At 66.2% G+C, this 24,562-nt stretch carries 22 protein-coding genes and 2 pseudogenes; 14 read left to right on the top strand and 10 right to left on the bottom strand.

The genetic code is table 11. The annotated features are described in order from the left end of the window. The first annotated feature begins 78 nt into the window (after positions 1 to 78). The 5 genes and pseudogenes from AC1ZV1_RS04545 to AC1ZV1_RS04565 all read left to right on the top strand — a co-directional run bounded on the left by AC1ZV1_RS04545 (position 79) and on the right by AC1ZV1_RS04565 (position 4,549). Complete coding sequence (locus tag AC1ZV1_RS04545) at positions 79 to 1,260, top strand: response regulator (RefSeq protein WP_484295695.1); 1,182 nt, start codon at positions 79 to 81, stop codon at positions 1,258 to 1,260. Positions 1,261 to 1,332: 72 nt separating this feature from the next. Then, positions 1,333 to 2,229 (top strand): PA4780 family RIO1-like protein kinase, encoded by an 897-nt coding sequence (locus AC1ZV1_RS04550; RefSeq protein ID WP_484295696.1) that lies wholly within the window; start codon positions 1,333 to 1,335, stop codon positions 2,227 to 2,229. Positions 2,230 to 2,285: 56 nt separating this feature from the next. Continuing rightward, positions 2,286 to 2,786, top strand: coding sequence for a nucleotidyltransferase family protein (locus AC1ZV1_RS04555; RefSeq protein WP_484297501.1), 501 nt, complete (start codon positions 2,286 to 2,288; stop codon positions 2,784 to 2,786). Positions 2,787 to 2,877: 91 nt separating this feature from the next. After that, positions 2,878 to 3,775, top strand: a pseudogene (locus tag AC1ZV1_RS04560) (EamA family transporter). Between the two features lie 63 nt (positions 3,776 to 3,838). Continuing rightward, entirely contained in the window at positions 3,839 to 4,549 is a 711-nt protein-coding gene (locus tag AC1ZV1_RS04565) for a hypothetical protein (RefSeq protein ID WP_484295697.1), read from the top strand. A gap of 12 nt (positions 4,550 to 4,561) precedes the next feature. Here the strand turns inward: AC1ZV1_RS04565 and cueR are convergent, their stop codons facing one another. The 3 genes from cueR to AC1ZV1_RS04580 form a co-directional block, all read right to left on the bottom strand. Further along, positions 4,562 to 4,963 carry a Cu(I)-responsive transcriptional regulator gene (cueR, locus tag AC1ZV1_RS04570; RefSeq protein WP_037013783.1) on the bottom strand — a complete coding sequence of 134 codons (402 nt, stop codon included), beginning with the start codon at positions 4,961 to 4,963 and terminating at the stop codon, positions 4,562 to 4,564. Positions 4,964 to 5,014: 51 nt separating this feature from the next. Next, positions 5,015 to 7,420, bottom strand: coding sequence for a heavy metal translocating P-type ATPase (locus AC1ZV1_RS04575; protein ID WP_484295698.1), 2,406 nt, complete (start codon positions 7,418 to 7,420; stop codon positions 5,015 to 5,017). A 110-nt stretch (positions 7,421 to 7,530) separates the two neighbouring features. Continuing rightward, positions 7,531 to 8,004 (bottom strand): hypothetical protein, encoded by a 474-nt coding sequence (locus tag AC1ZV1_RS04580; protein ID WP_484295699.1) that lies wholly within the window; start codon positions 8,002 to 8,004, stop codon positions 7,531 to 7,533. A 154-nt stretch (positions 8,005 to 8,158) separates the two neighbouring features. Between AC1ZV1_RS04580 and AC1ZV1_RS04585 the strand changes: the two genes are divergently transcribed. Further along, the gene (locus AC1ZV1_RS04585; protein ID WP_484295700.1) at positions 8,159 to 8,356 is read left to right on the top strand and encodes a heavy-metal-associated domain-containing protein; all 198 of its coding nucleotides are present in this window, start codon (positions 8,159 to 8,161) and stop codon (positions 8,354 to 8,356) included. Between the two features lie 36 nt (positions 8,357 to 8,392). On the opposite strand, the gene AC1ZV1_RS04590 is transcribed toward AC1ZV1_RS04585, so the two are convergent. Further along, positions 8,393 to 9,025: a TetR family transcriptional regulator gene (locus AC1ZV1_RS04590; protein ID WP_484295701.1), complete on the bottom strand. Its 633-nt coding sequence runs from the start codon at positions 9,023 to 9,025 to the stop codon at positions 8,393 to 8,395. A gap of 155 nt (positions 9,026 to 9,180) precedes the next feature. On the opposite strand from AC1ZV1_RS04590, the gene AC1ZV1_RS04595 reads away from it, so the two are divergent. The 3 genes from AC1ZV1_RS04595 (at position 9,181) to AC1ZV1_RS04605 (ending at position 14,906) form a co-directional block, all read left to right on the top strand. After that, positions 9,181 to 10,365, top strand: a complete 1,185-nt coding sequence (locus tag AC1ZV1_RS04595) for an efflux RND transporter periplasmic adaptor subunit (RefSeq protein ID WP_484295702.1) — start codon at positions 9,181 to 9,183, stop codon at positions 10,363 to 10,365. Positions 10,366 to 10,377: 12 nt separating this feature from the next. Next, the gene (locus AC1ZV1_RS04600) at positions 10,378 to 13,530 is read left to right on the top strand and encodes an efflux RND transporter permease subunit (protein WP_484295703.1); all 3,153 of its coding nucleotides are present in this window, start codon (positions 10,378 to 10,380) and stop codon (positions 13,528 to 13,530) included. 200 nt (positions 13,531 to 13,730) lie between these two features. Further along, entirely contained in the window at positions 13,731 to 14,906 is a 1,176-nt protein-coding gene (locus tag AC1ZV1_RS04605; RefSeq protein ID WP_484295704.1) for a multidrug effflux MFS transporter, read from the top strand. On the opposite strand, the gene AC1ZV1_RS04610 is transcribed toward AC1ZV1_RS04605, so the two are convergent. After that, entirely contained in the window at positions 14,907 to 15,086 is a 180-nt protein-coding gene (locus AC1ZV1_RS04610) for a hypothetical protein (RefSeq protein WP_484295705.1), read from the bottom strand. A 302-nt stretch (positions 15,087 to 15,388) separates the two neighbouring features. On the opposite strand from AC1ZV1_RS04610, the gene AC1ZV1_RS04615 reads away from it, so the two are divergent. Then, the gene (locus AC1ZV1_RS04615) at positions 15,389 to 17,284 is read left to right on the top strand and encodes a propionyl-CoA synthetase (protein WP_484295706.1); all 1,896 of its coding nucleotides are present in this window, start codon (positions 15,389 to 15,391) and stop codon (positions 17,282 to 17,284) included. Positions 17,285 to 17,433: 149 nt separating this feature from the next. Beyond that, positions 17,434 to 17,868: a response regulator gene (locus tag AC1ZV1_RS04620; protein ID WP_484295707.1), complete on the top strand. Its 435-nt coding sequence runs from the start codon at positions 17,434 to 17,436 to the stop codon at positions 17,866 to 17,868. A gap of 115 nt (positions 17,869 to 17,983) precedes the next feature. Here AC1ZV1_RS04620 and ypfJ read toward each other — a convergent pair whose 3' ends face one another. Next, positions 17,984 to 18,886 (bottom strand): KPN_02809 family neutral zinc metallopeptidase, encoded by a 903-nt coding sequence (ypfJ, locus tag AC1ZV1_RS04625; RefSeq protein ID WP_484295708.1) that lies wholly within the window; start codon positions 18,884 to 18,886, stop codon positions 17,984 to 17,986. 67 nt (positions 18,887 to 18,953) lie between these two features. Then, complete coding sequence (locus AC1ZV1_RS04630) at positions 18,954 to 19,814, bottom strand: PhzF family phenazine biosynthesis protein (protein ID WP_484295709.1); 861 nt, start codon at positions 19,812 to 19,814, stop codon at positions 18,954 to 18,956. Between the two features lie 172 nt (positions 19,815 to 19,986). Here AC1ZV1_RS04630 and alaC point away from each other — a divergent pair, with 172 nt between their 5' ends. Then, positions 19,987 to 21,204, top strand: coding sequence for an alanine transaminase (alaC, locus tag AC1ZV1_RS04635; protein ID WP_484295710.1), 1,218 nt, complete (start codon positions 19,987 to 19,989; stop codon positions 21,202 to 21,204). Between the two features lie 173 nt (positions 21,205 to 21,377). On the opposite strand, the pseudogene AC1ZV1_RS04640 reads toward alaC, so the two are convergent. Further along, positions 21,378 to 21,829: pseudogene (locus AC1ZV1_RS04640) on the bottom strand (DUF411 domain-containing protein). 184 nt (positions 21,830 to 22,013) lie between these two features. Between AC1ZV1_RS04640 and AC1ZV1_RS04645 the strand changes: the two are divergent. Both AC1ZV1_RS04645 and AC1ZV1_RS04650 read left to right on the top strand, forming a co-directional pair. After that, a complete protein-coding gene (locus tag AC1ZV1_RS04645; RefSeq protein WP_484295711.1) occupies positions 22,014 to 22,472 on the top strand; it encodes a DUF4345 family protein in 459 nt (152 codons plus the stop codon). 101 nt (positions 22,473 to 22,573) lie between these two features. Further along, the gene (locus AC1ZV1_RS04650; protein WP_484295712.1) at positions 22,574 to 22,876 is read left to right on the top strand and encodes a DUF1883 domain-containing protein; all 303 of its coding nucleotides are present in this window, start codon (positions 22,574 to 22,576) and stop codon (positions 22,874 to 22,876) included. Between the two features lie 3 nt (positions 22,877 to 22,879). Here the strand turns inward: AC1ZV1_RS04650 and AC1ZV1_RS04655 are convergent, their stop codons facing one another. Together AC1ZV1_RS04655 and trmA are read right to left on the bottom strand one after the other, a co-directional pair. Beyond that, positions 22,880 to 23,377 carry a DUF4136 domain-containing protein gene (locus AC1ZV1_RS04655; RefSeq protein WP_484295713.1) on the bottom strand — a complete coding sequence of 166 codons (498 nt, stop codon included), beginning with the start codon at positions 23,375 to 23,377 and terminating at the stop codon, positions 22,880 to 22,882. A gap of 95 nt (positions 23,378 to 23,472) precedes the next feature. Further along, complete coding sequence (gene trmA / locus AC1ZV1_RS04660; RefSeq protein ID WP_484295714.1) at positions 23,473 to 24,558, bottom strand: tRNA (uridine(54)-C5)-methyltransferase TrmA; 1,086 nt, start codon at positions 24,556 to 24,558, stop codon at positions 23,473 to 23,475. Positions 24,559 to 24,562: the final 4 nt, after the last annotated feature.

Below are 24,562 nucleotides of genomic sequence, written 5' to 3' on the forward strand. Positions count from 1 at the left end.
GGCGCAGGAACACGCGGACAGGGCGGTGGTCCGATCCCCCATGACATGTCACGAATCTGACCGATGCGAGGAGTTGCGATGGACAGCATGCTGGACCGGCCGGAACAGGAAATGATCCTGGTGGTGGACGATCAGCCCGACAACCTGATGCTCATGAGTGAACTGCTCATGGACCGCTATCAGGTGCGCGTGGCGTCCAGCGGGCCGAAGGCGCTGCGCCTGATGCAGAGCGACCCGCGCCCTGACCTGGTATTGCTCGACATCATGATGCCGGAGATGGACGGCTACGAAGTCTGCCGCCAGCTCAAGGCCGACCCGCTGACCCGGGACATCCCCGTGATCTTCCTCACCGGCATGGTCAGCGCCGCGGATGAGCAGAAGGGCCTGGACCTGGGCGCCGTGGACTACCTGACCAAGCCGATCAGCCCGCCGGTGACCCTGGCGCGCATCCGCGCCCACCTGAACCTGAAAGCCAACGCCGACTTCCTGCGCGACAAGAGCGAATACCTGGAACTGGAGGTGCGCCGCCGCGCCCGCGAGCTGCAGGCCATCCAGGACGCCACCCTGGAAGCCATGGCGACGCTCTGCGACCTGCGCGACAACCCCCACAGCAACCACCTGGTGCGCATCGAGCACTACATGCGCCTGCTGGGCAGCGCGCTGTCGCTGCACGACGAATTCGCCGCCGAGCTGTCGGTGGAGAACATCGAGCTGCTGGTGCGCTCGGCGCAACTGCACGACATCGGCAAGGTCGCCGTGCCCGACCGCATCCTGCACAGCCCCGGGCAACTGGAAGAAGCCGACCGGTTGATCCTGGAAAGCCACACCACGGTCGGTCGCGATGCGCTGGCGGCGGCCGAGCGCAAGCTGGGCTCTCCGGCAGAGTTCCTGCGCTTCGCCAAGGAAATCGCCTACAGCCATCACGAACACTGGGATGGCAGCGGCTTCCCCGCGGGCCTGGCTGGTGAGCAGATTCCCCTGGGCGCACGGATGCTGTCGCTGATCGACGGCTACGACGAACTCACCTGCCGCCACGCCTACCGCTCCTCGCTGACCCCGGCCGAGGCCGCCGAACGTATCAAGGCCGGTGCCGGCTACCAGTTCGATCCGCGCGTGGTGGAAGCCTTCACCGAAGTCGCCGAGGGCTTCGCCAACATCGCCCAGCGCTACGCCGACAGCGACGAGGCGCTGGGGCTGGAGCTGCAGCGGCTGGAGGATGCCGTGGTGGAAAGTATCGAGCTGACTCCCCCTGAACCCTGATCGCGCTGGGCGGTTGTCGAGGATTGCCGTATAAGGAGCGCAGCGCCCCAGAGAGGTACGCCAGGAAGCCTGATGAAAACCCCGAAACGCCTGGAGCCGTTGATCGAAGACGGCCTGATCGATGAAGTATTGCGTCCGCTGATGAGCGGCAAGGAAGCAGCGGTCTATGTGGTGCGCTGCGGCACCGAACTGCGCTGTGCCAAGGTCTACAAGGAAGCCAACAAGCGGAGCTTCCGCCAGGCCGCCGAGTACCAGGAAGGCCGCAAGGTGCGAAACAGTCGCCAGGCTCGCGCCATGGCCAAGGGCACCAAGTACGGCCGCAAGGAGCAGGAAGAGGCCTGGCAGAACGCCGAAGTCGCCGCGCTGTTCCGCCTGGCCAACGCCGGCGTGCGGGTGCCCAAGCCGTACGATTTCCTCGACGGCGTGCTGCTCATGGAAATGGTCGCCGACGAAGAGGGCGATGCTGCGCCGCGCCTGAACGACGTGGTGATGGAGCCCGAGCTGGCCCGCGACTTCCATGAATTCCTCATCCGCCAGATCGTCATGATGCTCTGCGCAGGTCTCGTGCATGGCGACCTGTCGGAGTTCAACGTGCTGGTCGGCCCGGACGGCCCGGTGATCATCGACCTGCCGCAGGCCGTGGACGCCGCCGGCAACAACCACGCCTTCCGCATGCTCGAGCGGGACGTGGGCAACATGGCCGCCTACTTCGGCCGCTTCGCCCCGGAGCTGCGCTACACCCATTACGCCAAGGAAATGTGGGCGCTCTACGAAGACGGCAAGCTGCTGCCCGATACCGTGCTGACCGGGCACTTCGATGATCCGGAAGACGAGGCGGACGTGGACTCTGTGCTGCGCGAGATCGCCGATGCCCTCCGGGAGCAGGAGCGCCGCGAGGCGGGACGTGCCGCCCAGGACGGCCCGCTGCAGCGTGACGAGCCGCCACCCCCGCCGTGGGAACAAGCCTGAGCGATGTGCCCGGCGAGTCGGCGCTTCTGGCGCTGATCGCCGCGCAACCCGAGCGCATGCGCCTGTTGCGGGCCGTACGCGATCACGGCCCGGAAGGCGCCTGGATCGCCGCTGGCTTCGTGCGCAATGCGGTGTGGGACTCCCTGCATGGCCATGGCGAGCCCACGCCGTTCAGCGATATCGACGTACTGTACTTCGCGGCCGGGAGCCTGGCGCCCGAGGCGGATGACGCCTGGGAGCGCCGGCTGCTGGACGTCTGCCCGGACCAGCCCTGGTCCGTGCGCAACCAGGCGCGGATGCACCTGCGCAACGGCGATTCGCCCTATCGGGATTGCGCCGACGCCATGTGCCGCTGGCCGGAGATCTGCACGGCGGTGGCATTGCGCCTGCAGGGTGAAGTCCTGGAGCTGCTCGCCCCGCTGGGGATCGACGACCTCTGGACATTGCGCGTCCGGCCCACCGAGCACTTCCGCCGCAAGCAAGGTATTTATCGCGAGCGCATCGCCGCCAAGAATTGGTCCGCTCGCTGGCCGAAGCTGCACATCGACTCTCTGTAGGCGCTTCTCGAAACTGTAAGGCTGCAACTGTATCCATACATTTCAGACGAGGGCTGCTAGTTTTGCCTGATTCCACCCCGAGCCCTCTGCCATGCCCCTCCGCCATGTCTTCCTCGCCCTGCTGGTCACCTTGATCTGGGGCGTCAACTTCGTCGTGATCAAGGTCGGCCTGCACGACTTTCCGCCGCTGCTGTTCTGCGCTTTGCGTTTCGCCCTGGCGGCGCTGCCGCTGATCTTCCTGCGCGGCCCGCTGCCGGCGCCGTTCTGGCGCATCGTGCAGATCGGCGTGCTGCTCGGCGTGGTCAAGTTCGGCTTGCTCTTCGTCGGCATGCACATCGGCATGCCCGCCGGCTTGTCTTCGCTGGTGCTGCAGAGCCAGGTGTTCTTCACCGTGCTGATCGCCGCCGCCTTCCTCGGCGAGCGCCCGACCGCGCGTGCGTTGCTGGGCCTGGCGCTGGCCGCCGGTGGCCTGCTGCTGATCGGCCTGGAGCGCCCGCTGGGTGACAGCCTGGTGGCCTTCCTGCTGGTGATCGCCGCCGCGCTGGCCTGGGCTTTCTCCAACATCGCCACCAAGCGCTCGGGTGCCACCGACATGCTGCGCCTGATCAGTTGGGTCAGCCTGATCCCGCCACTGCCGCTGCTGGTGCTGTCGTGGATCTTCGAAGGCCCGGAGGCCATCGAGCACGCTGTGGTCAACATCAACTGGACCGGCGCAGGCGCGCTGCTCTACATCGCTTTCCTCGCCACCACCGTCGGCTTCGGCCTGTGGAGTTTCCTGCTGCGCCGCTACCCGGCCAGCCAGGTCACGCCCTTCGCCCTCGCGGTGCCGGTGTCGGGCCTGCTGTCGGGTTGGCTGTTCCTCGGCGAAGACCTCACCACCCAGGACTGGATGGCCTGCGTGCTGGTCTTCGTCGGCCTCGCCGTGACCGTGCTGCCGGCTTCGATCTGGCGTCGCCGTGCGGTGGCCAGCGCGTAAGCGGAACGGTTGAATTGCCGCGGACAGGCGCCTGGTACACACTCGCGCCTCGATTTTCTGGAAGGGATATCGGGAGATGTATTCGAAATTCGCCGCGGCGGTTTGGCTCTTCTCGTTGTTGCCGTTGGCCGTGCATGCCGCGCCAGGTGACAGCGACCTGGCTCAGGCGCGCGAGTTGCTGGCTTTGTCGCAGAGTTCGATCAAGGACTACGACCTCCTGACGACGCAAGGAGGGACGGATCCTGCCTTGCAGACCCAGTTCGTCAACTATGTGACCTTCGCCAGGGAGGCGTTGCCTGCATTGCGACGCTCTGCTGACGCGGGAAATGCTGCTGGCCAGTACTTGCTGGCGATGACGCTCCGCGTGGCAATGAGTGGAGGCTCATCCAGTCAGGAGGAGGTTTGCGCTCAATTGGCCCTCAGTGCTGGTCAGTACTTTCTTCCGGCAGTGGTAGTCGCTCCCAGCCTATGTCCGCAGCGGGATCAAGCGGATGCAGAGAACGCCCTGGTCAAGGCCCTGGGGAATGCATCTCGTGATGCGGCCTACTACCCGATGCCATCTCCTGCATACCGCCTCTGCGGTCGCAATCAGCGAGCGTCGTTCCCGTTTCCTGAGCTAAGCCAGAAAGAATTCGAGGTTGACGCCTACTACGACTTGGCCAAGCGTACGAGTGGAGTAGATCGTGCCTCCCTGGAAAGGAAGCTGACCTATTTCCGAGCAGCTGGAGATCGAGGCTGTGAGCTTGCAGCGAAGGCCGTTGTGGCTCTTGAGGGCCGTTTGAAGTAGGTACAGGTTGATTCAGTGACAGCAGTTCCCCGACTCCAGGTCCTTGAGGATCGGGCAGTCCGGGCGGTGGTCGCCCTGGCAGTGGTCGCTCAGTTCCTGCAGGGTGTCGCGCAGGCTGCTGAGTTCGGCGATCTTGCGGTTGAGTTCGTCGATGTGCCGGGCGGCCAGGGCCTTGACGTCGGCGCTGGCGCGCTGGCGGTCCTGCCAGAGGGCGAGCAACTGGCCGACTTCCTCCAGCGAGAAGCCGAAGTCCCGCGAGCGACGGATGAAGGCCAGGGTGTGCAGGTCCTGTTCGCTGTAGTGGCGATAGCCGCTGGCGCTGCGGCCGGCGGGGGCGAGCAGGCCGGTGGATTCGTAGTAGCGGATCATCTTCGCGGTCAGGCCGCTCTTCTTCGCCGCTTCGCCGATGTTCATGCCGATATCTCCTGAACGAACGCCCCCGCTGGTTGGGCGGAGGCGCGTGTCTTATTGGTGGTCCCGCGGTTTCCAGCGTTTGAGCAGCAGGGCGTTGCTCACCACGCTGACGCTGGAGGCGGCCATCGCCGCGCCGGCGACCATGGGGTTGAGCAGGCCGAAGGCGGCCAGCGGTATGCCCACCAGGTTGTAGATGAAGGCCCAGAACAGGTTCTGACGGATCTTCGCGTAGGTGCGCCGGGAGATGTCCAGCGCCGCCGGGACCAGGCGCGGGTCGCCGCGCATCAGGGTGATGCCGGCGGCATGCATGGCGACGTCGGTGCCGCCACCCATGGCGATGCCTACGTCCGCCGCGGCCAGTGCCGGGGCGTCGTTGATACCGTCGCCGACCATCGCCACCACCTTGCCTTGCTGGCGCAGCGTGCCGACCACGGCGGCCTTGTCGCCCGGCAGCACTTCGGCGTGCACGTCGTCCAAGCCCAGGGCATCGGCCACGACCTTGGCGCTGCCGCGGTTGTCGCCGGTGATCAGGTGGCTGGCGATGCCGCGCTCGCGCAGGGCGTCGATGGCGGCTTTCGCACCGTCCTTGAGGCTGTCGCCGAAGGCGAACAGGGCGATCACCCGTGCCTGCGGCTCGCGCTCGATGAGCCAGGACAGGGTGCGGCCTTCGGCTTCCCAGCGTTGCGCCGATTCAGTGAGTGCACCCGGTTGCAGCTGGGCTTCGTCGAGCATGCGACGGTTGCCCAGGGCCAGCAGGCGGCCATCGATACGCCCCTGGATGCCCCGGCCGGTCAATGCCTGGGTGGCCTCGGCGGCGGCGGGGTTGAGGCTGCGTTCGGCGCAGGCGTCGAGCACGGCGCGGGCCAGCGGGTGTTCGCTGCCGCGTTGCAGGGCGCCGGCCAGGGCGAGGGCCTCGGCCTCGTCGACATTCGCCGCGAGGTTGGTGATGCGTGGTTGGCCGGAGGTCAGGGTGCCGGTCTTGTCGAAGGCCACGGCAGTGACTGCGTGGGCGACCTCCAGGGCTTCGGCGTCCTTGATCAGGATGCCGTGCCTGGCCGCCACGCCGGTGCCGGCCATGATCGCGGTCGGAGTGGCGAGCCCGAGGGCGCAGGGGCAGGCGATGACCAGCACGGCCACGGCGTTGATCAATGCCTGTTCCCAGCCGGCGCCGGCGATCAGCCAGCCGACCAGGGTGATCAGGGCGATGCCGATCACCACCGGGACGAACACGTTGCTGACCTTGTCCACCAGTTTCTGGATCGGCGCCTTGGCCGCCTGGGCGTCTTCCACCAGGCGGATGATGCGCGCCAGCACGGTCTCGCCGCCCAGCGCGGTGGTCTTCACGCGCAGCACGCCCTCGCCATTGATTGCGCCGCCGGTGACCGGGTCGCCGACATCCTTGGGCACCGGCAGGCTCTCGCCGGTGATCAGGGCTTCGTCGGCCTGGCTCTGGCCGGCGAGCACTTCGCCGTCCACCGGGAAGCGTTCGCCGGGGCGTACCAGCACTTCGTCGCCCAGGCGCAGTTCGGCGATGGCGACGTCCTCCTCGACGCCGTCACGCACGCGGGTGGCGCGCTCGGGGCGCAGGGCTTCGAGGGCGCGGATGGCTGCGGCGGTCTGGCGCTTGGCGCGGCTTTCCAGGTACTTGCCGAGCAGGATCAGGGTGATGACCACGGCGCTGGCTTCGAAGTACAGGTGCGGCATCTGGCCCGGCGCTGCGGCATACCAGAGGTACAGGCTCAGGCCGTAGCCGGCGCTGGTGCCGAGGGCGACCAGCAGGTCCATGTTGCCGCTGCGGGCGCGCACGGCCTTGTAGGCGGAGACGTAGAAGCGCGCGCCGATGAGGAATTGCACCGGCGTGGCGAGAAGGAATTGCGTCCAGGCCGGCAGCATCCAGTGCTGGCCGAACCAGTCGCCGACCATCGGCAGTACCAGCGGCAGGGACAGCAGGATGGCGGCGGCCAGCCACCAGCGCTCGCGCGCCAGGCGGGCCACGGCCGGATCGACGGTAGGTTGGTCGGGCTCAATGGGGCGGGCCTTGTAGCCGGCCTTGTCGACGGCGGCGATCAGCACGCCGGTATCCACCGCGCCGAGCAGCTCGACGTGGGCACGCTCGCTGGCCAGGTTGACGCTGGCCGCGCGCACGCCGGGGACTTTGTTCAGCGCGCGTTCGACGCGGCCGACGCAACTGGCGCAGGTCATGCCTTCGATGGCCAGTTCCAGGCTGTGGGCCGGCACCTGGTAGCCGGCCTGCTCGACGGCGGCGACCAGCGCCGGCAGGGGGTCGCCGCTTGACGGTGCGGCGAGTTGCACGCGGGCCTGTTCGCTGGCGAGGTTGACGCTGGCGTCCTGCACGCCCGGTACCTTGCGCAGGGCGCGCTCGACCCGGCCGGCGCAGCTGGCGCAGGTCATCCCGGAAACGGGCAGGTCGAGTTCGATGGGGTTGGCGCTGCTCATGGGGCTTTCTCCCTGAAGTTCCCCGATAGCATCAACCTTGACACTAGGGCAAGGTCAACCCTCGTCTGCTGCCAGCTTGTCGCAGGTCAAACCGCTGGCTGGACGATCCGTCAGCTGCCGCTGGAAACAGGCATCAGGTAGAGGCCGCTTTCGCTGTTGGCGATGCGGAACTTGCGCACTTCGCCGGCATGCAACTGGACGGACTGCGCGCGCAGCGGCTGGATGCCGCTGCGGCAGAGGCCGGAGTTGGCGGTCTGCAGGCGCAGGGAAACCTCGCCCGGCGGCAGGTTGAGGGCGATTTCGCCTTCGGGCTGCAGGCGCGAGACCTTCTCGTCTTGCACATACAGGTCGATGTCGCAGGCCGTGCCGGTATCCACGCGCTCGCGGCTGACGATCAGCACGGCGTAGCCTACCGGTTGGGCATCGGGTATCGGCCAGGAGCCAGGCGTGTTCGGCGACGGCGCGGCCGGAGCGGTCGGCGCGGGAAGGGGATGCGCCGAGGGTTCCTCGGGCATGCCATCGGCCCGGGAGGCGAGGGGCAGGGCAGCGGCGAGACCGGCGGCGAGCAGAAGGGAACGGCGCATAGGCGTTCTCCGATGAGTCAGCTATTTCCGCAGCTTGGCTGAGTGGCTGACGTAGGACAAGTGCAAGACGACCTCAACACGAGAGGCTTGACCTTGCCACCGTGGCAAGGTCGAGACTGCATCCAACGCTTCAATCCATCAGAGGAGAGATTCCATGCATACCTTCACTGTCAAAGGCATGAGCTGTGGCCACTGCGTGCGGGCCATCACCCAGGCGGTACAGGCGCTGGATGCCGCGGCGGACGTGCAGGTCGACCTGGGCGCCGGTGAAGTCCGCGTCGCCAGCCGGCTGGACGATACCGCGATCCTCGCGGCGATCCGCGAGGAAGGCTACGAGGCCGAGGCGGCCTGAGGCTTCATCCCTTCCGGGCCGGCGTCCTGCCGGCCCTTACGTCTGCGCCGGGTGCCAGTCGCGCACCAGGCCACGAAACACCGCGTCGAACAGCCCGCGGGTTTCCTGCAGTGGGTCGAACAGGCCAGGATCGCGCAGCCAGTCGCTGAGCAGGCCGAAGATCATCGCGTGCACCGCGCGCGAGGCGACCTTGGGCGTCACGCCGGGCATCAGCCGGGACTGGCAGTCCTCGCGGCTGAACAGCTGCTCGCACAGCTCGATGAACTGGCGGATGAAATGGTTGTGGCGCTCCTCGGCGTCGCGCAGTTCATCGGTGAACTCGCAGCGTTGCAGGAGGATGGTGAGGATGCGCCGGCGCTGCTCGTCGCGGGCGAGGTTCTCGACTACTTCGACACTGAGCTGGAACAGCGATTCGATAGGGTCATGACCGTCGCAGCCGGACAACCGTTGCGCCAGTTGCTCAGGCGGCAGGCGGACCTGGTTGAGCATGTCGTTGAACAGGTGCGCCTTGTTCTGAAAGTGCCAGTACACCGCTCCGCGGGTGACGCCGGCGGCGCGGGCGATCTCTTCGAGACTGGTATTCGAGACGCCTTTCGCAAAGAAAAGGCCTTCAGCCGAGTCAAGAATCGTCTGACGTGTACGTTCCGAATCTTCTTTAGTTCTTCGCATGGCGCTTGTTGGTATACAGGCTAGGATCACTGAGTGACGGGCAGTTTACTGATTTTATTGCGCTAACAGTGCTTTACAGACACTGGCGTAGGTAAATGTCACGCAGTCGTCGTCCTTCCGAGTTTCGCCGTCAGCCATTTCCATGGAGAGGTTACATGCCGTTTGCCCGTCGTTTGCCCGCCGCGCTTGCTGTCGTTGGGTTACCCGTCCTGTTCGCTGCCTGGGCTCAGGCCGAGGACAAGCCGGCTACGGCGGCGCCGCCTCCTCCGGCGGTGACGGTCGAGGTGGCCAAGAGCGCCCCGGTACCCCTGACCTTCGAATACGCCGCGCGGACCGCCGGTTACCGCGAAGTGGAAGTGCGCGCCCAGGTCAGCGGCATCCTCCAGCGCCGTACGTACGAGGAAGGCCGACCGGTCAAGGAAGGCCAGGTGCTGTTCCGCATCGATCCGCGCCCCTACGAAGCGGCGCTCGGTCAGGCCAAGGGCTCGCTGGCGCAGACCCAGGCGCGCTATCGTCAGACCGAGCGTGATCTCAAGCGAATTCGTGAACTTCAGGCCAAGGGCTTTGCCAGCGAAAGCGAGCTGGACCGTTATACCTCCGATTTCGAGCAGGCCAAGGCCGACGTCGAGGCGGCGCGCGCCAACGTCCAGGCCAAGCAGATCGACCTCAACTACACCACGGTGACCGCGCCGATCTCCGGCATGGCGAGCAAGGAAGTGCGCTCCGAAGGCAGCCTGGTGGTGGCCAGCGACCCGAACTCCAGTCTGCTGACCAAACTCACCCAGCTCGATCCGGTGTATGTGAACTTCGCCTACCCCGATACCCAGGCGACCCAGATGAACGACGGGGTGAAGAGTGGCCGCTACATCCTGCCCAAGGACGGCAAGCTGACCGCCGAACTGCGCTTCGGTGACGGCAGCAAGTACCCCATCGAAGGTGTCGTCGACTTCACCGACAGCTTCGTCAACACCGGCACCGGCACCGTGAACGCCCGTGCCGTGGTGCCCAACCCGCACAACCTGCTGATCCCTGGCCAGTTCGTGCGCATCCTGATCACCGGCATCACCCAGCGCAACGCCGTGACGCTGCCTGAGCGTGCCCTGGCTCAGGGGCCGCGCGGCACCTTCGTCTACGTGGTGGACAAGGATGGCTTCGCCCGCGTGCGCCAGGTCACCACCTCCAAGACCGTGGACGGCCGCTGGATCATCGATGCCGGCGTGGACGACGGCGACCGCGTCATTGTCGATGGCGTGCTAAAGGTGCGCCCCGACCAGCCGGTCAAGGCCGTGGAAGGTGGCACGCAGGAATCTGCAGCCAACACTGCGTCTTCCCAGTCCTAAGGAGCGCTCATCGTGATCTCGCGCTTCTTCATCGAACGTCCGGTGTTCGCGATGGTGATTTCCATCGTGATCCTGCTCGCGGGCCTGGTGGCCATGCGTGCGCTGCCCATCGCCCAGTACCCGGAAATCGTGCCGCCGGAAGTGTCCGTGACGGCTTCCTACCCGGGCGCCAGTTCCCAGGTCATCGCCGAAACCGTCGCCGCTCCGCTGGAGCAGGAAATCAACGGCGTGGAGGGCATGATCTACCAGCTGTCCAACTCCGACGCCAGCGGCGCCATGAGCCTGACCGTGTACTTCGAGGTGGGTACCGACCCTGACCAGGCCACCATCGACGTCAACAACAAGGTGCAGGCGGCACTCGCCAAGCTGCCCGAGGAAGTGCGCCGGCAGGGCGTGAAGGTGGAGAAGAAATCCTCCGACATCCTGCAGGTCGTGACCCTGTTCTCGCCGGACAACTCCCGCGATCCGATCTTCATCAGCAACTACGCGCTGATCAACGTGATCGACGACCTCAAGCGGATTCCCGGTGTCGGCGACGTCAGCCAGTTCGGCTCCAAGGACTACGCCATGCGTGTCTGGCTGCGCCCGGACAAGCTGGCGCAGTACAACCTGACGCCCACCGACGTGGTCAACGCGATCCGCGAGCAGAACTCGCAGTTCGCCGCCGGCAGCTTCGGCCAGCAGCCGATGAAGGAGCCGCAGGACTTCACCTACATGGCCACGGCGCAGGGCCGCTTCACCGATCCCAAGGAGTTCGAGAACGTCATCCTGCGCAGTGACTCCACTGGCGCCAGCCTGCTGCTCAAGGACGTCGCGCGGGTCGAGCTGGGGGCGCAGGACTACTCCCTGGTGACCTCGCTCAACGGCCAGCAGAACGCCGCCTTCGGTATCTACCTGCAACCGGGCGCCAATGCACTGGACACCGCCCAGGCCGTGCGTGATCACATGGCGACGTTGGCCAAGCGCTTCCCGCAGGGCATCACCTACAAGATTCCCTACGACACCACCACCTTCGTGAAGGTCTCCATCGAGGAGGTGATCCACACCTTCGTCGAGGCGCTGATCCTGGTGATGGTGGTGGTCTTCATCTTCCTGCAGAACCTCCGCGCGACGCTGATCCCGGTGCTGGCGATCCCGGTGTCGCTGGTCGGCACCTTCGCCGGCATGTACCTGATGGGCTTTTCCATCAACCTGTTGTCACTGTTCGGCATGGTGCTGGCGATCGGTATCGTGGTGGACGACGCCATCGTGGTGCTGGAGAACGTCGAGCGGGTGATGCGAACCGAAAAGCTCAGCCCGAAGGACGCGGCGATCAAGGCCATGGAGGAGGTGACCGGGCCGATCATCGCCATCGTGCTGGTGCTCTGCGCCGTATTCATCCCGGTCGGCTTCCTCGGCGGCCTGGCTGGCCAGATGTACAAGCAGTTCGCGATCACCATCGCCGTGTCCGTGGTGATCTCCGGCATCGTCGCGCTGACCCTGTCGCCGGCGCTCTGCGCGCTGATCCTCAAGGCCGAGCACAAGGAGCCGGCCGCACCGTTCCGCTGGTTCAACCGTACCTTCGAACGCATCACCAATGGCTACGGCGCCGGGGTGCAGTTCTTCCTCAAGCGCGCAGCCCTCGGCCTGGTGCTGTTTGGCGGCATGATCGCCCTGCTGGTCATCCTGTTCGGCCGGGTGCCCGGCTCACTGGTGCCCGACGAGGACCAGGGCTACGTGCTCAACGCCTATTTCCTGCCGCCGGCGGCCTCGCTGACCCGCACCGAGAAACTCACCAACGACGTAACCCACCAGTTGATGAAGCACCCGGCGGTGCAGGACGTGGTGACCTTCGCCGGTTTCGACATCCTCACCTTCGGCACCCGCAGCAACGCCGGTGTGTCCTTCGTGCCGCTCAAGGACTGGAAGGAGCGCACGACGCCCGAGCTGGACGCGCGCAACCTGACCCGTGAATTCATGAAGATGGGCGCCGGCCAGGAAGATGGCGTGGTGATGTCCTTCAACCCGCCGCCAATCACCGGCATGAGTACCACCGGCGGTTTCGAGGCCTACATCCAGGACCGCAGCGGCGGCACCTCCGAGCAGCTTGAAGAGGTCACCATGAAGTTCCTCGCCGCCGCGGCCAAGCGCCCGGAGCTGGCGGGGGTCAACACCACCTTCAACGCCAACGTGCCGCAGTACTACGTCGACCTGGACCGCACCAAGGCGCGCTCCCTGGGCGTGGCGATCAACGACGTGTTCACGGCCATGCAGTCCACCTTCGGCAGCTACTACGTCAACGACTTCACCCTTTATGGGCGGACCTGGCAGGTTTCCCTGGAGTCGGAGCCGGAGTTCCGCCGCAAGCCGGACGACCTCAGCCAGGTCTTCGTGCGCTCGTCCACCGGCGACCTGGTGCCGCTGACCACGCTGGTGTCGGTCAAGCGCATCCTTGGTCCGGACTCCTACGCGCGCTTCAACGTGTTCCCGGCGGCCAAGCTGCTGGGCGGCCCGGCACCGGGCTACAGCTCCGGCCAGGCCCTGGCGGCCATGCAGGAAATCGCCGATCAGGTCCTGGGCGAGGACTATTCGCTGGCGTGGATCGGCTCTGCCTACCAGGAACTGGCGACCCAGGGCTCGGGCAGCACCGCGTTCATCTTCGGCCTGATCCTGGTCTTCCTCATCCTCGCCGCCCAGTACGAACGCTGGACACTGCCGCTGGCGGTGGTCACAGCGGTGCCCTTCGCGGTGTTCGGGGCGATCCTGGCGATCTGGCTGCGTGGGCTGGATAACGACGTGTACTTCCAGGTCGGCCTGGTGACCCTGATCGGCCTGGCGGCGAAGAACGCCATCCTGATCATCGAATTCGCCGTGCTGTGCCGCGAAGAGCAGGGCATGGGCCCGGTCGAGGCGGCGCTGGAGGCGGCCAAGCTGCGCTTCCGCCCCATCGTGATGACCTCGCTCGCCTTCATCCTGGGTTGCGTGCCGCTGGCCATCAGCACCGGCGCCGGCTCCGCGAGCCGTCACTCGATCGGCACCGGGGTGATCGGCGGGATGCTCGCCGCAACCCTGCTGGCGACCTTCCTCATCCCGATGTTCTACATGCTGGTGGAGTCGGCCGCCGACAAGCTCAGTGGCCGCAAGGGCAAGGCCAAGCCCGAGCCAGAGGGCGCGCACGAGGTCTGATACGACTGCGGGTCAGGCCGGCGCGGCCTGGCCCGCATCTCCCTTTGTTTCGGGAGTTGCTTAGGGAGCTTGCTAATTTTCCGGCGCTCGCCACAATGCAAGGCTTCGCCGCGCCTTCCTTGCGCGCCAATCCGTTATCCGCACCTGCCTGCCCCGCGGTCTCCACCGCCCTTCGGCGGACGCGTGCGACCAGGTGATCCATGAACCTCCGCATCCTGCTGATCCTCGGCGCCCTGAGTGCCTTCGGGCCCATGGCCATCGATTTCTACCTGCCCAGCTTCCCGGCGCTGGCGCAGGCCTTCGGCACCGATGTCGAACACATTCAGCTCAGCCTGTCGGCCTACTTCGCCGGCCTCGCGCTCGGCCAACTGCTCTACGGCCCGCTGGCCGACCGCATCGGCCGGCGCATCCCGCTGCTGCTGGGGGTGAGCATCTTTACCCTGGCTTCCGTCGCCTGTGCCTTTGCACCGAATCTGGAATGGCTGATCGGCGCACGCTTCGTCCAGGCCCTGGGTGGTTGTGCGGGGATGGTGATCTCGCGGGCAGTGGTGCGTGACCTGTGCGATCCGATCGCCGCCGCCAAGGCCTTCTCGCAACTGATGCTGGTGATGGGCTTGGCGCCGATCCTTGCGCCGCTGGGCGGTGGGCTGCTGCTGAGCCTGTCCGGCTGGCAGTCGATCTTCTACACGCTGACGGTGTTCAGCGCGCTGGCCGGCGCAGCCATCGCGTTGTGGTTGCCCGAGACCATTCCTGCCGGGCCTCGCCCGCCGCTGCGTGGTGCGCTGAAGCAGTACCGCGCGCTGTTCCGCGACCGCGCTTTCATCACCTATGCGCTCACCGGCGGCGTCGCCATCGCCGGGATGTTCTCCTATATCGCCGGCTCACCCTTCGTGTTCATCGAACTCTACGGCGTACCGGCCGAGCACTACGGCTGGATCTTCGGCAGCAACGCGGCGGGATTCATCCTGATGGCGCAGGTCAACGCGCGGCTGCTGCGCTATCGCGGTCCGGGGTTCTGGTTGCGCAGGGCGGTGTGGGTGTACTTCGGCTGCGGCGTGATACTGCTGGCGATCACCCTGGCCAAGCCCGCGCACCTGTGGCCGCTGCTGGTGCCGCTGTTCGGCGCCATCGCCAGCCTGGGCTTCCTGATGCCCAACTCTTCGGCCTGCGCCATGGCCAGCCAGGGCCGCCACGCGGGCAGCGCCTCGGCACTGATGGGCAGCCTGCAGTTCACCGTTGCCGCCGGCGCTTCTGCGCTGGTTGGTGCACTGCACGACGGAACGGCGTTGCCAATGGCCGTGGTCATTACCGTTTGCGGCCTGGTGGCCGCGGTGCTCGGCTGGCTGAGCGGACAGATCAGCGAGCGCGCGGCCTGATCAACTGGCGGCGCGCTGCACCCGTTCCGGTAGCCGGTGCGGGGCCTTCAGGCGGGCTTCGAGGGTAGCCACGAAACTGCGCGCCTCGAGTTCACTGCGAAATCGCACGGACTGCTGGTCGAGGCAGACTTCCCACGGCTGGTCTTTGCGGAGACTGGACGGACGGACGAGGATGTTCACGGTGCTCACCCCTGCGCTGTCAGATGAAAAGGGACCCTCAGTGTAGTCCTGTCATCTGGCGGTAGTGGGTGCGACTTGTGGTCGCCGACATGCGGTGGCGGCTCTACCGGAAAACCCTCCAGTCACCGTGCCAGAGCGCTTCGTCCGCCGTTGCGCCGCGTCGCTGAAAAATCCTGCAAAGCATTACAGCCGACCAGCCCCGGAGCGGGCGGCAGGACTACGACCAAAGGTTGATGGTGGGGTGGCGATCCCCGTCCATACTCGTTGTTCGACCTCGATAACAACAATAAGAGGCAGTGACGATGAGTTACCGGCAGTCCCATGACCGTTCCATCACGGAGCCTTCCGCCTTCTGGGCCGAGCAGGCTGGCCGCGTGGCCTGGTACCGCGCCCCGCAGGAGACCCTGCAGACCCTGCCCGATGGCAGCCATCGCTGGTTCGCCGATGGCCGCCTGAACACCTGCTACCTGGCCCTCGATCGGCAGATCGAACTGGGCCGCGGCAGCCAGGCCGCACTGATCTACGACTCCCCCGTGACCAACACCCAACAGCGCTTCAGCTACCTGGAGCTGCGCGATGAAGTCGCGCGCCTGGCCGGCGCCTTGCGCGCGCTGGGCGTGGAGAAGGGGGACGGGGTGATCATCTACATGCCGATGGTGCCTCAGGCCGCCATGGCCATGCTCGCTTGCGCGCGGCTGGGTGCCGTGCATTCCGTGGTCTTCGGCGGCTTCGCGCCCCACGAACTGGCACTGCGCATCGACGATGCCAAACCCCGGCTGGTGCTCACCGCGTCCTGTGGCCTGGAGTTCGAGCGGGTGATCGAATACAAGCCGCTGGTGGACAAGGCCCTCGACCTGGCTACCCATCAGCCGGCTCATGTGCTGGTACTGCAGCGCCCGCAGGCAATGGCCGAGCTGCACGCCGGCCGCGACCTGGACTGGCGCGAAACCCTGGCTCACGCGCAACCGGTCGCCCCGGTGGAAGTCGCCAGCGGTGATCCGCTGTACATCATGTACACCTCCGGCACCACCGGGAAACCCAAGGGCATCGTGCGCGACAACGGCGGCCACGCCGTGGCGCTGAGCTACGCGTTGCCGACCATCTTCGGCCTGCAACCGGGGGATGTCTGGTGGGGCGTGTCGGATGTCGGCTGGGTGGTAGGGCATACGTTGATCGTCTACGGCCCGCTGATGAACGGCTGCACCTCGGTGTTCTACGAAGGCAAGCCGGTGCGCACGCCGGATGCCGGCAGCTACTGGCGGGTGGTCGAGGAGCACAAGGTCAACAGCCTGTTCTGCGCGCCCACGGCCATTCGCGCGATCCGCAAGGAAGACCCGCAAGGAGCGCTGCTCAAGCGCTACGACCTGAGCTCGCTTCGCCACCTCTTCCTCGCCGGCGAGAAGCTCGACAGCAGCACCCAGCACTGGCTGGAGGCACTTACCGGCAAGCCGGTACACGACCACTGGTGGCAGACCGAGACCGGTTGGCCGGTGACGGCGCCCTGCACTGGGCTGGGCGACCACGACCTGCGCGCCGGCTCGACCAACCGCGCGGTGCCCGGCTACCACGTGCAGGTGGTAGACGACGAAGGCCGGCTGCTGGGGCCGAATGAGCAGGGCTCCATCGTCATCGCCCTGCCGCTGCCGCCGGGCTGCGCGCAGACACTGTGGAACGACCACCCACGCTACCTGCAGGCCTACCTGAAGACCTATCCCGGCTACTACCACACGGGGGACGGCGGCTACGTGGACGAGGAAGGCTTCGTCTACATCATGGGCCGCACCGATGACGTGATCAACGTTTCCGGCCACCGGCTTTCCACCGGCGAGATGGAGGAGTTGCTGGCGCTGCACGAGGCTGTCGCCGAGTGCGCGGTGATCGCCGTGCAGGACGATCTCAAGGGCCATGTGCCGCTGGGCCTGGTGGTCCTCAAGGATGGTGCGCTGGCCACCGAGGCCAACCTGCAACGCGAACTGGTGGCACTGGTGCGTGAGCGTATCGGCGCGCTGGCCTGCTTCCAGCGCGCGGTGGTGGTAAAGCGCCTGCCCAAGACCCGCTCGGGCAAGATTCTGCGCGCGGTGCTGCGCAAGATCGCCGACGGCGAGAGCTATACGCCGCCGTCCACCATCGACGATCCGGCCATCCTCGGCGAGATTGCCGAGCGCCTTGGCCAGGCCGGCCTCGCCAAGGCCGGCTGATATCCCACGACGCCGGTCCTGCCGGCGTATTTCCAGGGCCGCCTTCATGGCGGCCCTTTTTTTGCGCAGCGCGCGGGGAGCCGGCAGGAATAAAGGCCAGTCGCCATCTAGACTGGTGGCAACGGGCCTCTTTTTGCGGTGTGGCATCCATGATCAGTCCTGTCGTCCTCGATGAGGAGGAGATCGAAGCGCTACGTGAAGTCACCGCGCGGGCGACGCGTCAGCCGGTGGTGCTGGTAGTCGACGATGACCGCGAGGTGCTGGCCGAGATGCGTGAACTGATCGAGGGGGCGAATATCCAGTGCCTGACCGCCGGCAGTGCTGCGGAGGCCCTGCGACGCATCCGTCGCGACGAGTCGTCGATTGATCTGTTGGTGACGGACCTGCGCATGGAGCATGAGGGCGCGGGCCTGGACCTGATCCGCGAGCTCAACGAAGCCGGGACCTTCCTGCCGATCATTGTCCTTTCCGGCCAGGCCGACGCCCGCGACGTGATCGAGGCAATGCGGCTGAACGTGCTGGACTTCCTGGTCAAACCGGTCGATCCGGCGTACTTCCTCGAGCTGCTCGGCTGTTACCTGTAACGGCGCGTGGCAGCCTGCCAACGTATCTGTGTACTTCGGGAAACCCCTGCGCTGGCGTTTGCTGGCGGAAGTGCGCATGGCATCCGCCTGCAAGGTGTTCTTCCGGGAAGAAGCGTTACAGCGTCTGTGCCTTGAACGTGTCGCACTTGCCCGGCGCGCCGCTCTCGAAGCCGATCTTGAACCAGCGCACACGCTGTGCGGACGAGCCGTGGGTGAAGGAGTCGGGCATCACCGTGCCGCGCGCCTGGCGCTGCAGATGGTCGTCGCCGATGGCGTTGGCGGCGTTCAGCGCCTCTTCGACGTCGCCCGGTTCCAGCCAGTTCAGGCGCTGCTGGGCGTGATTGGCCCAGACACCGGCGAAGCAGTCGGCCTGCAACTCCTGCCGCACCGACAGACCGTTGGCACCTTCCATGCGCGCGCCGCGCTGGCGGGCGGCGTTGATCTTCGCGGAGATGCCCAGCAGGTTCTGCACGTGGTGGCCGACTTCGTGGGCGATCACGTAGGCCTGGGCGAAGTCGCCGGCGGCGGAGAACTTCTGCTCCATCTCGCGGAAGAAACCGAGGTCGAGGTACACACGGTGATCGCCGGGGCAGTAGAACGGGCCGACTGCCGAGGAGGCAAAGCCGCACGCGGAGTTCACCCCGCCGTTGAACAGGATCAGCTTGGGCTGCTCGTACTGCTGGTTGCTGCGAGCGAAGATTTCGCCCCAGGTATCCTCGGTGTCGCCGAGAATCGACTGGACGAACTCCACCTGCGGGTCGTTGCCGGTGGCGGGCTTGCCCTGGGTCGGCCGGCTCGGCGCCTGTTGCTGGGAGACGTCCATCTGGCCGAGCAGTGAGCCGAGGATGGTCATCGGGTCCTGGCCGGAAAGCAGGCCGATGATCACCACGATGGCCACGCCACCCAGGCTCAGGCCGCGTCCGCCGATGCGCATGCCTCCGCCACCGCCCATGCTGCTGCCGGTTTCATCGCGGGCATCCACTACGTTGTCGCTGCGTCGTCCTTTGCGCCATTGCATGGCGGCATCTCCATCGAACAGGTGGGTTCAGTGTTGTCTCGGGCAGGGCTGGCCGCCAGCCCGGTCGTCAGGCGAAGCGGTGCAGCAGCTCGGCGCGGGCGAGCAGCTGGACGTCGCCGCCAACGCGGATTTCGTCATCCTGGCCCACCTGCACGTCGAGCCGGCTGGGACGGCCAACGAAACGGCCCTGGGCCAGTTGGAACAGTTCGCCGCGGCGCGCCTTGCCCAGTTCGACCAGGTAGGCGGCAACCGGACCGGCTGCGCTGCCGGTGGCGACGTCCTCGATGATCCCGGCGCCGTCCCAGGTGCGGCCCTCGCGATTATCCACATCCAGCACGAAAACGAAGGCGGCGTTGAGCTTGGCCAGTTCGGCTGTCAGGTCCGTGCGCTGGCGCGCGCGGCCCAGTGCCTCGCTGCGTACCGGCAGCAGCAGGTAGGGCAGGCCGGTGCTGACCACGGCAGCGGGGTAATCGGCAAGGTCGGCGGCCGTCAGCGAGAAGGCCTCGGCGAACCAGCGCCGCGCGTCGTCGTCGAGCACGCTGCCAAAGTCGGCGCTGCCCTGGTTCATCTCGGCGTGGAAGCCCGCACCACGACGGCGGGTGGCGACCTTCACTGCCTTGGCGGGCAGTTCCAGCGTCCAGTGCTCTTCCTCACCGCGCTGGTGCAGGTGATGCAGCAGCGCGGCAGCGCCCAGCACCGGATGGCCGGCGAAAGGCAGCTCTTCGTCGACGGTGAAGATGCGCGCCGAATAGGTGTCCAGCGAGGCAGAGGGGAACAGGAAGATCGACTCGAACTGGCGCAGCTCCTGGGTCAGCGCCAGCAGGGTCTGCGCGGGGATGCCGCGTGCGTCGGGGAACACCGCCAGGCCGTTGCCGGTGAGCGGTTGGTCGGCGAAGACGTCGAGCTGCCAGTACTGTTGCGCGGACATGTGCCTCCAGATGCCGCCCTTGAGCGGCGCAAAGAAAAACTCGACAGCCAGCCTAGCGAGCTATATGTTCGCCGACAAGAAAGCGCCGGTCACTGCACCGCGCTTTCCAGGCCACCGCAGTGGCCGGCGTCGCTCGGACGGTTCCGGGCGCCTACGTTAATCCGAGGACACCATGACTGAACCCCGTTCAGCTCGTCGCTTTGCGCGCATCGATCGTCTGCCCCCCTACGTTTTCAACATCACTGCTGAGCTGAAGATGGCGGCCCGCCGCCGTGGCGAGGACATCATCGACCTGTCCATGGGCAACCCGGACGGGGCCACGCCGCCGCACATCGTCGAGAAACTCTGCCAGGTCGCCCAGCGCGAAGATACCCACGGCTATTCCACGTCTCGCGGCATTCCGCGCCTGCGTCGCGCCATCTCGCACTGGTACCGCGACCGCTACGAGGTCGAGATCGACCCGGAATCCGAGGCCATCGTCACCATCGGCTCGAAGGAAGGCCTGGCGCACCTGATGCTCGCCACCCTGGACCACGGCGACACCATCCTGGTCCCCAATCCCAGCTACCCGATCCATATCTATGGCGCGGTGATCGCTGGCGCCCAGGTGCGTTCGGTACCGCTGGTGCCGGGGATCGACTTCTTCAACGAACTGGAGCGGGCGATCCGCGAATCGATTCCGAAGCCGAAGATGATGATCCTGGGCTTCCCCTCCAACCCCACCGCGCAGTGCGTGGAGCTGGACTTCTTCGAGCGCGTGGTCGACCTCGCCAAGCGCTACGACGTGCTGGTGGTGCACGACCTGGCCTATGCGGACATCACCTTCGATGGCTGGAAGGCCCCGTCGATCATGCAGGTGCCCGGCGCCAAGGACATCGCGGTGGAGTTTTTCACCCTGTCCAAGAGCTACAACATGGCGGGCTGGCGCATCGGCTTCATGGTCGGCAACCCGGAGCTGGTCTCGGCCCTGGCGCGGATCAAGAGCTACCACGACTACGGCACCTTCACCCCGCTGCAGGTGGCGGCCATTGCCGCGCTGGAAGGCGACCAGCAATGCGTGCGCGATATTGCCGAGCAGTACCAGAAGCGTCGCGACGTGCTGGTCAAGGGCCTCCACGAAGCCGGCTGGATGGTGGAGAACCCCAAGGCCTCCATGTACATCTGGGCGAAGATTCCGCCGGCCTATGCGCACCTGGGCTCGCTGGAGTTTGCCAAGAAGCTGCTCAAGGACGCCAAGGTCTCGGTGTCGCCGGGCATCGGCTTCGGCGACTACGGCGACGACCACGTGCGTTTCGCCCTGATCGAGAACCGTGACCGCCTGCGCCAGGCCGTACGCGGGATCAAGGCCATGTTCCGCGCCGACGGCCTGCTGCCGGCCAAGTCCGAGTGAACGGATACCGGTAACGAAAAGGGCGGCCAACTGGCCGCCCTTTTCGTTGTGGAGTCCCTCACCCCATCGTGCTGGCGGAGCATTGTCGCGCGGGAACCTGGAGAGTGCCCCGCGCGCCGGAAGCCCCATCCCACCTCCACCAGCGTTCAGGGGTGAGGGAGTGCCTCGGTGTGTCAGTGCGCGGGGTAGTCCGCCAGTACTTCGCGCTGGCCGGCCTTGTTCAGGCCAACCACCTGGTAGGCGTCATGCCGATCGCCTATTTCCATGCCCGGCGAGCCCATCGGCATCCCCGGCACGGCGGCGCCGATCAGGTCGGCACGCTCGCGCAACTTCAGGACGTCGGCGGCCGGTACGTGGCCCTCGACGAATTTTCCGTCGATCACGCCGGTGTGGCACGAGCCCATGCTGTAAGGCACGCCGAGTTTGGTCTTCACTGCACTCATGTCTGCCTCGACATGGTCGTTGACGGTGAAGCCGTTGCTTTCCAGGTGCTTGATCCAGTCCTTGCAGCAGCTGCAGTTGGCATCGCGGTGCACGTCGATGGTCAGCGGCTCGGCGGCCTGGGCGGCGCCGGCGACAAGGGCGGTGAGCAGAAGCAGGGTGCGCATGGTCGGAACCTCGAAATTCGAACGCGACCGAGCATACTCCCGCGGGTGTTGTGGCCCCACCCGCCGTTTGTTTCCCCATATGACGCGCTTGCCCGAACTTGCCGCGCTGTACGGGGTCTTTAGCTGATCGGTGGTGCGTCCGCGACTCCCGGTCGCAGGTATGGACGCTCGGCAATGGCTGCATGGCCAAGGAGAAATCGGATGCTCTTCGCCCGTCTCGTCCTGCTGGTTCAGGCTCTGGTCTGGGGTGGCCTGGGACTGCTCTACTGGATTCGTCCTTATGAGATGGCCAACCTGAGCGGCATGCTGCTGATGGAGCCGTCGTCGGTGAGCGACGCCCGGGTATTCTACGGCGGCCACCAGTTCGCCCTCGCGTTGTTCCTCGTCTTCGCCCTGCGCCGTCGCCTGCTGGTGCGTCCGGCGCTGATCCTGGTGATCCTGGTGCAGCTGACCCTGACGCTGTCGCGCCTGCTGATCGCCTGGACCGAAGGCGGCATGGAATGGGACGCGCAGCTGGCCGGCGTGGTCTATCGCGGGGTGATTTCCGCGCTGGCGATCTTCGCCCTCTACTGGTTGGAGCGGCAGTCGCGCCATCGGCAGGTGGTGGTGCGCGAGGAAGAGGAGCCGGAGGAGCGCAAGGCGGACTTCGAAGGGCTCTGAACGTCGGATGAGCGGCGCCGTCTACCGGCGACGCCGCTGCCGGGCTACCCCCGCTCCGTGCTATCGTATTGATTTCGCGGTAGAAGCAAGGCGGAGCCAGCATGAAGTTCGTACATCAACGTGAGCACCTGAACGAAGGCGACCTGGTCGTCATCGAATGCTCCATGACCTGCAACATCCGCCTGATGACCGATGCGAACTTCCGCAGTTTCAAGAATGGCGGCCGCCACTCCTACCACGGCGGCGCGTTCGACCGCTTCCCGGCCAAGATCAAGGTGCCCAGCACCGGCAACTGGAACATCACCATCGATACCGTTACCCGCCGCGCCATCAGCGTCACGCGCAAGGCCGACTTCAAGTACAGCATCAAGTTCGTGCGCAAGTCGCCGTCGAACTACAGCTGATCCTCACTGCCCCGCTTTGGCGGGGAAATCCTTCAGCAGGTGGGCGATGCCTTCGTCCACGGCCTGCTGGGTGATCTTTGGATCGTGCAGCTGGCGCGCCACCTGCGCCTGGTACAGCACCGTCCCCGTCGCTTCGTCGAGAATCTGCAGCGCCAGGCGCGCCTGATCCTGGTCGGTGATCTGCGTCTGGGTCATCACGCCCGCGCCAGTCACCACCGGGCGCTGGACGATACCGGTCTGGCTGTCGAGGCCGACGGCGTAGATCACCCGCAACTCCCCTGAATTGTCCTGATAGCGGTAGCCCTTGGCTTCCAGCGCGCGGCGTACGGCGAGATCGAAGCGATCTTCCAGGTCCTCGCGGTGCCCCTGGGCGCGCACGGCCTGGATGAAGAAGGTGCTTTGCCGACCATTGGCAGCAGGGGAGATGCTGATGTTGGCGGGATCGGTGCCGACGCAGGCGGCCAGCAGCAGGCAGAGCAGGGGCAGGATCAGGCGGGACATGGACATGCCTCTTGTCGTTGTCCCGCAAGCTTAGCCGCCAGGTGACAGCGCGCCGCCCAACCCTTGGTTGGGCGGCGCGCGGTTGGGTGAGGGCCTCAGCGACGGGTCAGCAGCACGCCGGCTTCCATGTGGTGCGTATAGGGGAACTGGTCGAACAGGGCGCAACGGCTCACCTGGTGGGTGTCGTGCAGTTGGGCGATGTTCTGCGCCAGGGTCTCCGGGTTGCAGGAGATGTACAGGATGTTGTCGAAACGCCGGGTCAACTCGCAGGTGTCCGGGTCCATGCCAGCGCGTGGCGGGTCGACGAATACGCTGCCGAACGCGTAGGACTTCAGGTCGACGTCGGCCAGGCGGCGGAACGGGCGCACGTCATTCAGTGCCTGGGTCAGTTCCTCGGCGGAGAGACGCACCAGGGTGACGTTGTTCACCGCGTTGTCGGCCAGGTTCGCCAGGGCGGCGTTGACCGAGGTCTTGCTGATCTCGGTGGCCAGTACCTGGCGCACGCGAGTGGCCAGCGGCAGGGTGAAGTTGCCGTTGCCGCAGTACAGTTCCAGCAGGTCGTCGTCGCGCTGCCCCAGGGCGTCGTATGCCCAGTTGAGCATCTTCTGGCAGACCTCGCCGTTGGGCTGGGTGAAGGCGCCCTCCGGCTGGCGGTAGCGGAAGGTGCGGCCGGCGACGGTGAGTTCTTCGCTGACGAAGTCACGGCCGACGACGAGGCGCTTGCCACGGGAGCGACCGACGATGCTGACGCCCAGCTCGGCGGCCAGCTTCTCGGCGGCGGCCTGCCAGACGGCATCGACCGGGCGGTGGTAGCAGAGGGTGATCATTGCGTCGCCCGCCAGCGTGGTGAGGAACTCCACCTGGAACAGCTTGTGGCCCAGCGTCGGTTCGGCCCAGGCAGCCTTCAGGCGCGGCATCAGTTCGTTGATGCGCCGGCTGGCGATGGGGAATTCCTCGATCAGGATGGGTGTGTGCTTGTCGCCCTGCTCGAACATCGCGTAGTGGCGTGCCTCGCCCTCGCGCCACAGGCGGAACTCGGCGCGCAGGCGGTAATGCTCGCGGGGTGAATCGAACACCTCCGGCTCCGGCGCGGCGAAGGGCGCCAGCAGCTCGCGCAGGCGCGCGGCCTTGTCGGCCAGTTGGCTGTCGTAGTGGGAGGGATCGAAACGGGGACTGCTCATGGGA

Source organism: Pseudomonas sp. BB438, assembly GCF_057180225.1.